General features: G+C 72.7%; 10 protein-coding genes and 1 pseudogene. 5 read left to right on the forward strand and 6 right to left on the reverse strand.

Going from position 1 to position 12,304, the window contains the following annotated elements:
- Positions 1–101 precede the first annotated feature (101 nt).
- From LNW71_RS30045 to LNW71_RS30055, 3 genes are all read left to right on the forward strand, one after another.
- Positions 102–1,661, forward strand: coding sequence for an amidase (locus tag LNW71_RS30045; RefSeq protein ID WP_250971063.1), 1,560 nt, complete (start codon positions 102–104; stop codon positions 1,659–1,661).
- Positions 1,662–1,773: 112 nt separating this feature from the next.
- Entirely contained in the window at positions 1,774–3,204 is a 1,431-nt protein-coding gene (locus LNW71_RS30050; protein WP_250971064.1) for an MFS transporter, read from the forward strand.
- Positions 3,205–3,251: 47 nt separating this feature from the next.
- Positions 3,252–4,499 (forward strand): amidohydrolase family protein, encoded by a 1,248-nt coding sequence (locus tag LNW71_RS30055; protein WP_250971065.1) that lies wholly within the window; start codon positions 3,252–3,254, stop codon positions 4,497–4,499.
- On the opposite strand, the gene LNW71_RS30060 is transcribed toward LNW71_RS30055, so the two are convergent.
- Together LNW71_RS30060 and LNW71_RS30065 are read right to left on the reverse strand one after the other, a co-directional pair.
- Positions 4,469–5,035, reverse strand: a complete 567-nt coding sequence (locus LNW71_RS30060; protein WP_250971066.1) for a GNAT family N-acetyltransferase — start codon at positions 5,033–5,035, stop codon at positions 4,469–4,471. The two genes, LNW71_RS30055 and LNW71_RS30060, sit on opposite strands and share 31 nt — an antisense overlap.
- 13 nt (positions 5,036–5,048) lie before the next feature.
- Complete coding sequence (locus LNW71_RS30065) at positions 5,049–5,627, reverse strand: XRE family transcriptional regulator (RefSeq protein ID WP_250971067.1); 579 nt, start codon at positions 5,625–5,627, stop codon at positions 5,049–5,051.
- A gap of 163 nt (positions 5,628–5,790) precedes the next feature.
- On the opposite strand from LNW71_RS30065, the gene LNW71_RS30070 reads away from it, so the two are divergent.
- Positions 5,791–6,228, forward strand: a complete 438-nt coding sequence (locus LNW71_RS30070; protein ID WP_250971068.1) for a hypothetical protein — start codon at positions 5,791–5,793, stop codon at positions 6,226–6,228.
- Between the two features lie 3 nt (positions 6,229–6,231).
- Here the strand turns inward: LNW71_RS30070 and LNW71_RS30075 are convergent, their stop codons facing one another.
- The 4 genes and pseudogenes from LNW71_RS30075 to LNW71_RS30090 all read right to left on the reverse strand — a co-directional run bounded on the left by LNW71_RS30075 (position 6,232) and on the right by LNW71_RS30090 (position 11,865).
- Positions 6,232–7,584 (reverse strand): chloride channel protein, encoded by a 1,353-nt coding sequence (locus tag LNW71_RS30075; RefSeq protein ID WP_250971069.1) that lies wholly within the window; start codon positions 7,582–7,584, stop codon positions 6,232–6,234.
- A 178-nt stretch (positions 7,585–7,762) separates the two neighbouring features.
- Positions 7,763–9,178, reverse strand: a complete 1,416-nt coding sequence (locus LNW71_RS30080; protein WP_250971070.1) for a DUF2252 domain-containing protein — start codon at positions 9,176–9,178, stop codon at positions 7,763–7,765.
- A gap of 172 nt (positions 9,179–9,350) precedes the next feature.
- A pseudogene (locus LNW71_RS30085) lies at positions 9,351–11,119 on the reverse strand (cation:proton antiporter).
- Positions 11,120–11,307: 188 nt separating this feature from the next.
- Positions 11,308–11,865, reverse strand: coding sequence for a hypothetical protein (locus tag LNW71_RS30090; protein ID WP_250971071.1), 558 nt, complete (start codon positions 11,863–11,865; stop codon positions 11,308–11,310).
- Between the two features lie 208 nt (positions 11,866–12,073).
- On the opposite strand from LNW71_RS30090, the gene LNW71_RS30095 reads away from it, so the two are divergent.
- Positions 12,074–12,304: a DUF6011 domain-containing protein gene (locus LNW71_RS30095; protein WP_374119466.1), complete on the forward strand. Its 231-nt coding sequence runs from the start codon at positions 12,074–12,076 to the stop codon at positions 12,302–12,304.

Below are 12,304 nucleotides of genomic sequence, written 5' to 3' on the forward strand. Positions count from 1 at the left end.
ATCCATGACAGGGATAAGCAATTCAGGGCCACTCCTTGTTCGGAGATTAGCATCGCCGTACTCCATCAGATCCAGCCATCTACCCAGTCCGGAGGTGCGCGGTGCAGCAGCCTTTCGCCACCCTGACCGAAGCCGCATCCGCCCTGCGGTCGGGCGCCGTCGGCAGCCGTGAACTCGTCGACGCCGCGCTCGCCGACGCCGAGGTCCTCGATCCGCTGCTCGGTGTGTACGTGACCCGCTTCCCGGAACAGGCGCTCGCCGCCGCCCGTGCGGCCGACTCCCGCCCGGCGGCCGAACGCGGACCGCTGCACGGGCTGCCCCTCGCCGTGAAGGACAACCTCGCCACGGTCGAGGGCCCGGTCACCGCGCAGAGCCCCGCCCACGACCCGCACTGGTGGCGGGGGCGCGACGCAGTCGCCGTCGCCCGGCTGCGCGGCGCCGGGGCCGTCGTCCTCGGCAAGACCACCATGGCCGAGTACGCCATGGGCCGCCCCGACCCCGCCCACCCCTTCCCGGTGCCCCGCAACCCCTGGGACCCCGAGCGGTGGACCGGCGGGTCGAGCACCGGAAACGGCGCGGGCATCGCCTCCGGGCTCTTCCTCGGAGCCCTCGGCACCGACACCTCCGGCAGCGTCCGGCTGCCCGCGGCGCTGTGCGGCACCACCGGTCTGAAAACCACCTTCGGACTGCTGCCCACCGACGGCTGCCTGCCGCTCAGCCCCTCGCAGGACGTCCTCGGGCCGATGGCCGTGAGCGCCGCCGACTGCGGGCTCCTGCTCGACGCACTGACCGGACGAGCGGGGCACACGCCCCGTTCCGCAGGGCTGCGCGGGCTGCGCATCGGCGTCCCGTACGGCCTGCTCGACGCGCCGGGCGTCACCGGGCCGTGCCGCGCGGCGTTCCAGGAGGCCTTGCGGACACTGAACGAACTCGGTTGCGAAACAAGGGAGTTCGAACTCCCGGAGTTCGGGGAGCTGCTCGCGGTCAACGCGGTCACCATGCTCGCCGAGGCCTTCGCCGAACACGGCGAGCGGCTCGCCGCCGACTGGGACGGACACGGGAGGGGCTTTCGCCGGCTGGCCGCCGCCGGCGGACTGCTCCCCGCGCACCTCTACCTCCGCGCCCAGCGCACCCGCCAACGGCTCACCGCGGCACTGCTGGAGCGGATGGACGGCCCCGCCGGGGCCGACCTGATCGCCACCCCGACCTGGCCCGCCCCCGCACGCCCGTACGCCCAGGAGACCGCACCCGGCGACGAGCTCAACCTCACCGCCGTCTGGAACCCCACCGGCTTCCCCGCCCTCGCGCTGCCCATGGGCGCCGATCAGGCCGGACTGCCGCTCTCCCTCCAACTGGCCGGCCGCCCCCGCAGCGAGAACACCCTGCTCGGCGCGGGCGAGGCCTTCCAGTCCGTCACCACCTGGCATCTGCGCCGGGCCGCGCCCGACCCCAGGCACCGGCCCGCCCCGCTCCGGGACCCGGACCGCACCGAACAGGCGGCCGCCGCCCCGGGGCCCGCCGTACCCGGCTCCGCCCATGCCCCGGCCGGGGTCGAGGAGGCGCTGGCAGCTGTCGGCATCACCCCGGGCCCGGCCGACCTGGCCGTTGTCCGGGCCGTGGCCCACGCACTCGTCGCAGCCGGCCGGCAGCCCGCCGCCTGATCCACCGGGCCCACCCGTATCCGCGCTTCGCGAAGTGCCTGTGCCCGAACCCTTCCTGTCCCACCACCACCTGCCGCGCCCGTGGGCGCGGCCGTGCCCAAGTGGAGATCCCATGTCGCGTATCCAGCCCACCGCGGGCGCCGGCGCGCCGGGCCTCGGCGGCGCCCGCGTCGCCGCGGTCGTCGGATTCCTGGTCTTCGTCGAACTGACCAGCGGCATCATCCAGGGGATGATGCCGACCCTGCTGCCCGAACTCGGCGCCGTCCTCGACATCGGTGCGGGCGACCTCAACTGGGTCAACGCCGCGCAACTCCTCGCCGCCGCCGTCTCCGTACCGCTGTTCGGCCGCCTCGGGGACATGTACGGCCACCGGCGACTGCTGCGCATCGCGGTGCTGTGCCTCGTCGCCGGTTCCGTCCTGGTCGCATGGGCGCCCTCCTTCGAGGTACTGCTGGTCGGGCGCGTCCTGCAAGGGCCGCTCGCCGCGCTGCTGCCCCTGGAGATCGGACTGGTCCGCGACCGCCTGGACGCCCCGGGCGCCCGTAGCGCCATCGCACTGCTCGTCGGCGCCCTCACCTTCGGCGCCAGCGCCGGAATGGTGCTGGCCGGTCTCCTGCGCGAAGTCATCGACTCGGTGCACGGCGTGCTCTGGATCCCCGCCGCCACCACCGTCCTGTGCGCCGGCGTCGTCTTCTTCCTGGTGCCCGAATCGAAGACCCGCGCCCCGGGCAGGGTCGACTGGGCCGGCGCCGGCCTCCTCAGCGTCGGACTCGCCACCCTGCTGCTCGGCATCTCCCAGGGCCCCAAGTGGGGCTGGAGCGACGCCTGGACGCTGACGCTCTTCGCGGTCGCCGCCTGCACGCTCGTCGTCTGGGTGCTCGTCGAGCTCCGCGTCGCCCAGCCCGTCGTCGACATCCGCCTCACCGTGCGCCGGACCCTGCTCCCCGTGTACGCGGCCAGCTTCCTGCTCGGCACCGCTCTGTTCGGCGCCCAGACCGCCGCAGTCCTCTTCATCTCCGCACCCGCCGACAAGCTCGGCTACGGATTCGGCTACGACGCGCTCGGCATCGCCTGGCTCATGCTGCCGTCCGGCGTGATGGCGTTCGCCGCCTCACTGGTCGCCTCCCGCCTCTTCCGGCTGATCGGCGGGCGCGGTGCCCTCGCGCTCAGCGGCTTCCTCATGGCGGTCGGCTATGTGTTCCTGATCGTGGCGCACGGTGAGCCCTGGCAGTTCGTCGTCGTCAACGCCGTCGTCGGCTCGGGTGTCGGCCTCGCCCTCAGTGCCATGCCCGTCCTGATCGTCGACGCCAGCCCGCACGAGCGCACCGCGATCGCCACCGGTATCTACAACACCGCGAAGACCGTGGGCGGTTCCGTCGCGGGGGCCGTCTTCGCGGCCATCCTCACCGCCATCACCTTCAAGGGCACCGAGATCCCGACGGTCGACGCCTACATCACCGTGTGGTGGTGCTGCGCCGGCGTTTCGGTCCTGGTCGCCGTCGCGGCAGCCGTCGTGGCCCGGCCCCGGACCGCCGTCAACTGACCCACCACCCCGCACCGATCCGCACATTCCAGGGAAGGAACAGCGCCATGCCCGCCCCCACCACCTCCGTACTCCTGCACAACGGCCTGCTCATCGACGGCACGGGGGCCGAACCGGTCCGCGACGGCGCGGTGCTCATCGAGGACGGGCGCGTCCGCTGGGCGGGCCCCTCCTCGGACTGTCCAGGGGCCCCGGAGGGGACCCGGCGCATAGACGTCCGGGGTGACACGATCCTGCCGGGATTCATCGACTGCCACGTCCACATGGCCGCTCCCGGCACCGCGATGAGCCACGCCGAGATCGCCACGATGCCCCGCAGCCTGCTCACCTTCCTGGCCGCACCCCGGATGAAGCAGACCCTCGAAGCCGGTGTCACCACGGCCCGGGACCTCGGCGGCGCCGACGCCGGACACCGGCGGGCCGTCGAGTCCGGGCTGCTGGTCGGCCCCCGGCTGCTCGTGGCGGTCGCCATGCTCAGCCCGACCGGCGGCCACGGCGACTTCCGGGCCGGGAACGACGACCGCGCCAACGACACCACCATGGGACGGCTGGCCGACGGCACCGCCGAATGCCGCAAGGCGGTACGCGGCGTGCTGCGCCAGGGTGCCGACTGCGTGAAGATCGCCGCGACCGGCGGCGTGTGGAGCCCCACCGACCAGCCCGACGACGACGGCTTCCTGGAGGACGAGATCCGCACCATCACGGAGATCGCCGCCGGGCACCGGGGCAAGAAGGTCGCCGCCCACGCCCAGGGCAGGGGCGGGATTCTCAACGCCGTACGGGGCGGGGTCGCCAGCGTCGAGCACGGCTACGAGATCGACGACGAGGCCATCGACCTGATGCTGGCACGCGGCACCTTCCTGGTGCCCACCCTCACCACCGCCCGCACCGACCCCGACCCGCAGAAGGCGGCGCCCTGGGCGTACGCGAAGAAGAAGCACTGGCAGGAGGTCGCCGGCCGGCACATCCCGCACGCCATCGAACGCGGGGTGCGGGTGGCCATGGGGACCGACTGCGGCATCGCGGAACACGGCACCAACCTGCGCGAGCTCGGGCACCTCGTGGACTGCGGCATGACGCCGATGGGCGCGCTGCGCGCCGGCACCGCGGACGCCGCCGAACTCCTCGGCCTCGCCCACGAGATCGGCACTCTGGAGCCCGGCAAGCGCGCCGATGTCGTCGTCGCGCGCGGCAACCCGCTCGACGACATCCGCGCCCTCGGCGATCCGGGCAACGTCCTGCTGGTCATGAAGGACGGCGTCGCCTACAAGGACGTCGACGGGCTCGCTGCCTGAGCCCGTGCCGGCTCGCCCGCGGCGACCGCCTTGTAGTAGAAGGTGGTCGGCTTCAGGACACCTGCCGGATCACCGGCGTAGTCCGGCACCGATCCGCACTCCGTCCAGCCCGCGGAGCGGTAGAGCCGCTCCGCGGCGCTGCCGCTCTCGGTGTCCAGCACGAGCAGCGTGACGCCGTCCTCGGCCGCCGAGTGCTCGACCGCTTCCAGCAGCGCGCGGCCAAGACCCCGGCCGCGCGCCGACGGACGGATCATCAGCTTGGTCACCTCGGCGCGATGACGGGCGTTCGGCAGCGGCGCCCGGACCAGGCCGACGGTGCCCGCGATCCGCTCGCCGTCCCGGGCGATCCAGACCTGAAGACTTCCGGCCTCCACGGAAGCCGCCCGCTCCCGCCACCAGCAGGCGGCCGCGCCCCGGTCCAGCGGCGCGAGGAACCCCACGGAGGAGCCCGTCTCGACGGTCTCCACCAGGAGGGCGGCCAGCTCATCGGCGTACGTGACCAGTTCGGGTCCGGACACGGGGACGATCTCGGTCATGCGGCAGGTCCTTTCACGGCAGAACAATCATCAGTGCATAACGGACCCTGTCCGGGCCCGGGCAGTGGAAACGCGAAGGACCACGCAGCCGGAACCGCAGACAGTCGCCGGCGCGGACGCTGTGCACGGTGTCGGACACGGTGATCTCGACCGTGCCCTCCAGGACCCAGACGTGCTGCTCCAGACCGGGGACCGGAGGATTCTCGTACGCGATCACGGCGCCCGCGTCGAGAGTGCCTTCGATGATCTCCCCGCGCAGACCGGTGTGCGGCGGCGAGACGGAGCGGCGCACGAAGCCCGACCGCTCGTCCCGCCACACCGTCTGGCGTTCGGCCGGCACGAGCTGCGGTGGCTCCGCCTCCACCTCCAGCAACAGCCGCGACATGGTCCGCTCGTGGACGGTGCACAGCCGGCCGAGCAGGGCGGCGGTCGGACTCAGCTCACCGCGCTCCAGCCGCGAAAGGGTGGAGCGGCTCACCCCGGTGCGCCGCGCCAGCTCCTCCAGCGACCAGCCGCGCTCGGCGCGCAGCTCGCCCAGCCGTGCCGCGAGCCTGGCGTCGACGGAGCCGGGCCCGGCGTTCTCGTCTCTCACAGCAGAGATTCTATCTCCATGATGAGAATTTCTCGTCCGGTCACCCGCCTGCGAATGCGCCGTGCTGCCGCTCGGGTGCTCTCGTGCCACGCTAGGACCCGGGGGAGGTCCGGCCGGGCCCGTCGGGTCCTGCCGGGTGGCTCTGCTACCCGAGGAGGCCGACATGGCCAGTACCGGCAACGAACCGCGAGCGGCACGCAGTACCGCTCCGGGCACGCGTCACCCCTTCGAGACGGGATGGACCGCGTTCGCCGCGATCCTGATGATCTTCGGCGGGGCCATGGCGATCTTCCAGGGGATCTCGGCCATCGCCAAGGACGACGTCTTCGTCAGCACGCGCAACTACGTCTTCCAGTTCAACCTGACCGGCTGGGGCTGGATCCACCTCATCCTGGGCATCGTCATCCTCATCGCCGGCATCGCACTGTTCACCGGCGCTATGTGGGCACGCGTCGTCGGTATCGTCCTGGCAGGACTCGGCGCGCTCGCCAACTTCATGTGGCTGCCGCACTATCCGCTGTGGTCCATCGTGCTCATCGCCATGGACGTCTTCATCATCTGGGCGCTCTGCGCGGGACCCGGGAAGCGGGACGACTTCTGACGCTCAGGGCGTGGGATGGGGCGATGAGTGCGTGGTCGCGAACGCGGCCGGCGGCGGAGTGATCCTTAGGGTGACGACGTAGGAGACCACGACCGAGACGATCACCAGCGGCATGACGGTGAGACCCTCGGACCCCAGCAGCAGCGTGGCCAGCAGCACCGACGTCATCGGAAGCTTCAGCATCGCCACGCACATCGCCCCGATCCCCATGGCAAACCCCGACGTCAGGTTCAGTCCCGGCAGATGGGAGAGCGCCATGCCGCCCGCGGCCCCCACGAACATGGCCGGAAAGACCGGCCCGCCCCGGAAGGCGCTCAGGGAGGCGCAGTACGCCAGCGCCTTGCACGCGATCAGCACCAGGAGGGTGGCCGCGGAGTAGCCCGCACTCCCGGAGAGCAGCGGGTCGAGCGCGTGCTCTCCCGAGTACAGCACTCCGGACGCGTCCCTCCCGGTGCTCTCCGCGTACACCAGGGCCATGGCGCCGACGAACAGCCCGGCCAGCGCGGTGGCCACCACCCTGCGCCGCTCCACCCGCGGCTGGAGGAACAGTGCCAGCCGGTGGATCCCCGCACCGGCCAGGGCCGCCGCGACCCCGAGTGCGACGGCCCAGCCGAACTCGGCGACGGAGGGGCCGTCCGCGTGCGGCACCTCGTGCAGGGCCAGCGAATACGTCCCCAGCCCGGTCCACGAACCCAGACCGGTGAAGATGAGCGCGCCGATCCCGGCCGCGAGGAGCCCCGGCACCAGGGCCACCCCGAGCATCATCCCGGCCAGACCCGAGGCCTCCATCAGGAGGAACGCACCGAGCAGCGGAGAGCCGAGCAGTGCGCTGACCGCGGCGAAACTGCCCGCGGCTCCCACCACGGCGACCGCTCCCGGGTCCAGGCCCGGCCTGACCAGACGTACCGCGTACACGGCCAGGCCGCCGCCGAGCGCGATGAGCGGCGCCTCCGGGCCGAGCACCGCACCGAGGCCGAGGGAGACGAGCGCCGCGAGCGCGATCCCGGGGAGCTCTGCTGCGGACGGTGCGCCGCTGCTCACCAGCCCCTCCGCGGGCTTGTGCCCGCCGATCCCGGGGAGATGGCGGATCGTCAGCCCCACCAGCAGCCCGGCCACCCCGAGCAGGGGCACCGGCCACCACGACGGTGTGCCGTCGAAGCCCAGCGCCTCGGGCAGGTCGTGATAGGTGAGCGACTGGAGTTCGGAGACCAGCGCGAGGAAGCCGAACGCGGCCGCCGATACCGGGACTCCGAGGATCGCCACCATCACCAGCAGGACCGCGTAGCCGCGGGTGCGGATCAGCTCGACGGGGTCGGGCGGCTGTGCAGCGGTCGTTCCGACTGGCTCGGCCGGCATGCTCATTGTCTCCTCGGCATCGGAAAACCCGGGGACGCCCCGTCCACAGGCGTCCACAAGGTTGATACCACGATGTGGTGACTTGGGCGTTGTGCCCACACTGTGCCGTTGTGGTCGTGGCGGAGCACGGCACGCGCCGTGCGGACCGCAGGGCGCCCGCCTGTCCGGGGCAGGCCCCCTAGCGGGCAGCCTCCTCGGCCGCGGGAAGCCGGCCGGCCCGCACGGCGTCGACCAGCGCCTGGTGATCGCGCTCGTTACGGTCGGCGTACGTCTCCGAGAACTGCTGGAGCGCACGGTCGAAGACATCGCCGCCGCCCAGATAGGAGGCGATCGCGATCCGGTCACCGGACCGGGCGTGGGCGCGGGCCAGCGTGGCGCCGCAGACCTCGCCGAAGGCGCTCATGCCCCTGGGCACCATCAGTTCCGGCTGGGCGATGCCCTTCCAGTCCCGCAACTGCCGGACGTAGAAGTCCCGGCGTCTGCCGTCGATCCCGTCCACCCGCTCCCAGCCCAGGAAGATGTCGCTCGCGGCCTGCATCAGCCGCTGCCCCGCGACCACCCGCTTCCCCTGGTTCGCGTACGGGCTCGCGCCTGCATAGGGCGCAAGCGCCGAGGTGTCGGCCTCCTTGGCCTGCAGGAAGAGCGGATCCCCGCTGTCCCGGCCGAGCAGCAGGACGATCCAGCACCGGGTCCCGACACTGCCCACGCCGACCACCTTGCGGGCCACGTCGACGAGGCGGAAGCCCGACAGCAGGGTGCGCCGGTCGGAGGCCAGACTGCGGCCGTAGCCGGCGATCAGCTTGCGGAACTGCTCCTCGAACGCGCCCCGCTCGACCTCGGGCAGCAGGTCCTGCACGGGTACCAGCAGCGGTGGGTCCGCGGCGATCCGCAGCCGCCCGTCCACCACCTCGGTCAGCTTGTCGAAGGCCTGCAGACTGTCCCGGGTGCGGGCCTTCGCCATGGCGCGGTCCAGCCCCTTGCGGCCGCGCTTCTTCAGCTGCTCCGCCGCCACGGCGCGCATCCGGTCGGCGTCGGTCCGGGCGTACCACACGTCGAGATGGCGCATCCCGGCGAACCTGATCATCGACTCCCGGTACGACCTGACGGTGGCGAGCACCACGTCGGCGCGCTCCCGGTCGGAGAACCCGTTGGCGCGCCCCGCGATCACGAGGCTGGCCGCCAGGCGTTTGACGTCCCATTCCCAGGGCCCCGGCAGCGTCTCGTCGAAGTCGTTGATGTCGAACAGGAGCTGGCGTTCGGGGGAGGCCAGCAGCCGGAAGTTCAACAGGTGCGCGTCTCCGCACAGCTGGGCAGTGATCCCGGAGTCCGGGGTGGTGGCCAGATCGGCGGCCATCACCGCCGCGGCGCCGCGGTAGAAGCGGAACGGCGACTCGGTCATCCGCCCGTAGCGGAGCGGTACGAGTTCGGGGACCCTGGTCGCCGACTGGGAGCCGAGGATGTCCAGCGGGTCCCGACGGCCGGCGGACGCTTCGAAAACCGCGTGGGCGGACCGCGGCGTGGCGCGCCGGGCGGCCTTGCCCCGTGCCGCGCGTTCAGCTGGTGTCGCGGAAGCGACGCCGTGGACCTGAGCCATCGGGATCTCCTGACCGCTCTCTGCGGGCACGGTGGGACAGCGGTGCCCGGCGTCCTCCGATCATCTCCGCTCCGGCCGGTTCCGGCATTTCGCGGTCCGTCCCGTCGTCGCGGGGGAGGATCCGGCGCCTCGCGAGGCGGCTGCCCGCCGGAGCGGGCGTCGCAGATGGCTCTCAGCCCGTCCGGACCCCGGCGGGCGGGCCCAGCAGGACGAGCGTGTCACCCCGCTCCGGTGCCGGGGCGCGCGCGGCGGTGACGGGCGAGAGCCGGCCGTCGGGGCGCACCACGAACAGCAGCTCGTGCCCGGCCGGGACCAGGCCGTCGAACCGCCGCGTCACCACCCGCGCCCCGGCCTCGTACCTGCGGGTCAGCTCGGATCCGGTGAGCCCGGCGCCGAAGAGCGACGCACCGCCGGTGTACGGGGCCACCACGCCGTGACTCGCGGAAGGCGGCCCGAGCCGGTGGACCGCACCCTCGACGCTCTCCCGGAGCGTCATGGCGGCGAGAGCGTTGAAATCGTCCTCGTCGGTGAGCAGCAGCACACCGGTGATCCCTTCGAGCTCGGCACCGGCTCCGGTCGCCGAAGCGAGCAGTTCACCGGGGCCAGCTGGAGCCCGGCCTCCTCGATCCGCGCCCGCTCGCCGTCCGCGCCCGCCCACATCAGGACGTCCAGCCCGGCCGAGCGCAGCGCGCGCGCCAGGTCGACCGCCCAGGGCGCGCCGCCGACCAGCAGGGGCCTGGACCGTGCCGGGCGCAGCACGCCGAGCCTGCGGGCCACCGGGAACGCCGTCAGCCCGTACAGCATGACCGTGGCGACGATCACCACGAAGGTGGCCGGCAGGATGCGCTGGGCGCCGGCGATGCCCTTGTCGACCAGGGTGGCCGAGAACGTCGAGGCCGTGGCCGCGGCGACGATGCCGCGCGGCGCCATCCAGCCGACGAACCACCGCTCCCCGCGCCCCATGTCGGTGCGGGCGGCCGCGAGATGGGCGACCAGAGGTCTCGTCACGAGGACGAGCAGCGCGACCAGGGCGAGCGAGGGCAGCACCACGTGCCGCAGCGATGCCGGGGTGACCGTGGCGGAGATGGAGATGAACAGCAGACCGATGGTCAGGGAGACCAGCGTGTCGAAGAACGGACGCCTTGCCGGCATGTCCAGGCCCGGGAGGTTGGCCATGGCCAGCCCCATGACGACGGCGGAGATCAGCCCCGTGTCGTCGCGCAGCGCGTCACAGGCCGCCGCGACCCCGATCGCGGCGGCCAACTGCACCGACGTCGCCAACTCCTCGCTCAGCGGCACCCGGCGCAGCACCAGCCACAGCAGACCCGCACCGAGCACACCTCCCGCCAAGCCGACTCCGACGCTGGCGGCGAACTGCCCCAACTGGTGGGCGAAGCCCGGCCGGTCGCCCGCCAGGACCCCGTGGAAGACCAGCGCCCCCAGGATGCCGCCGACCGGATCGATCAGCGAACCCTCCCAGATGAGGACGCGCTGCAGCCGCTCGGTGGGCCGCACGAAGCCGAGCAGCGGACCGACGACCGTGGGGCCCGAGACGACCAGGATCGATGCGAGCATCACCGCAGCGGACATCGACATGTCCAGGACCGGCACGGCGAACAGTGCGGCGGACACCACGGTGAGCACGGTCCCGATCCACAGCAGCCGGACGACGACGCGGCGCGTGTGGCCCTTGAGCCTGCTGAGATCGAGCCCGAGACCGGCGTCGTACAGGATCACCGCCACCGCCAGCGACACCAGCGGGGAGAAGGAACTGCCCAGCAGCCGCTGCGGATCGACGGTGTCCGTCAGCGCGCCGGCGGTGAAGCCGACCGGCAGCAGGACGAGCAGCGCCGGCACGCGCAGCCGGCCTGCCAGCAGCTGCGAACCGACGGCGAGCACCACGATCAGACCCAGGCCCACGAACACCTGATTGTCCGTCACAACCGCGCCTCCTCCGGTGAGTGCGCCGGGACAGCGCTTCCGCCCCGTGGATCACCGCGCGCGACCACCCTCCGTGGCGAGGAGCGACAGGAAGGGAAGGGCTCGCACCGGGGGCGGGCCGAATGCCCCGCTGTCCGCCCGATGGGCTAACGGAGCACTCGGGCCGACGGCCCGGCGCGCCGTGAACGTCACGTACGGCTGTCGTCCCACGGCGTGCCGATCCAGCTGTCGAAGGTGCGCACCAGCGCCGCCAGGGCGGCCGCCAGCCGCCAGTCGACCCACGTCGCGTGCACATGGACCTCATCGTCGTCCGACCGGAACTCCAGCGGGACCTCCCGGCCCGCCCGCCAGACGATGCGGCGTGGCCCCCGGGCCACGTCACCGCCGCCGCTCAGCAGGCTGCCCACGCCGATGGCCACCTGGACGGGGAACAGCAGCCACCACACGTACCACCAGAAGATCCGGCCCTTGAACCCGACGGCCTCGGGGCAGCCGGTCTGGGTGACCGTCCAGCGGGTTCGCAGGCCCTTCCCCGACAGCGCCTTCTCGCGGACGAACGTGCCGATGAGCTCGCCCTGGCCGCCCCGTACCTGGTACACCGACACGCCTTCGGCCGCCGAGGCCGTGACCAGTGTGGCCAGCCGCGAACGGCGCTCGGGGTCCGCCCACAGGACGAAGGAGCGGGTGCCGTCCTTCCGGGCCGCGAGGTACGCGGGTATGCCGCCGGGCGGCAGTTCGCGCTCCACGTGCGCGACCGCCCGGGAGGTGCTCCCCGGCGCGTCGGCGAGGCTGACGACGTGCCCGACGGGACGGGCCGCGCCCGGTCCGGCCGCCTTCTCCGACTTCTTGTCCGGGGGACGGACTTCAATCTCAGGACGCTGGTCACCTGCGGACTCCTGTGGGTGTGCGGTCGGGAAGTCGCAGAGTAGACCGGGGGCTTGAGAAGATCGATGCGTGGAGTCCCCCGAGCCCTTCCCCCGATCCGGCACCGAGCCGCTGCCCGAAGCCGAGCAGGCGGCGGTCCGCCGCCCCGTGCGCTGCCGCATGTGCGGCCGCCCGCTGACCGGTACGGCGTCACGCCGCACCGGACTCGGCCCGTCCTGCGACGCCAAACTGCACCCGGCTCCGCCCGGCATCCGCACCCGCCGTCACGAGGTGGAGCAGGACCCGCTGCCCGGCACCTGA

The organism is Streptomyces sp. RKAG290, from assembly GCF_023701695.1.
Classification (GTDB): domain Bacteria; phylum Actinomycetota; class Actinomycetes; order Streptomycetales; family Streptomycetaceae; genus Streptomyces.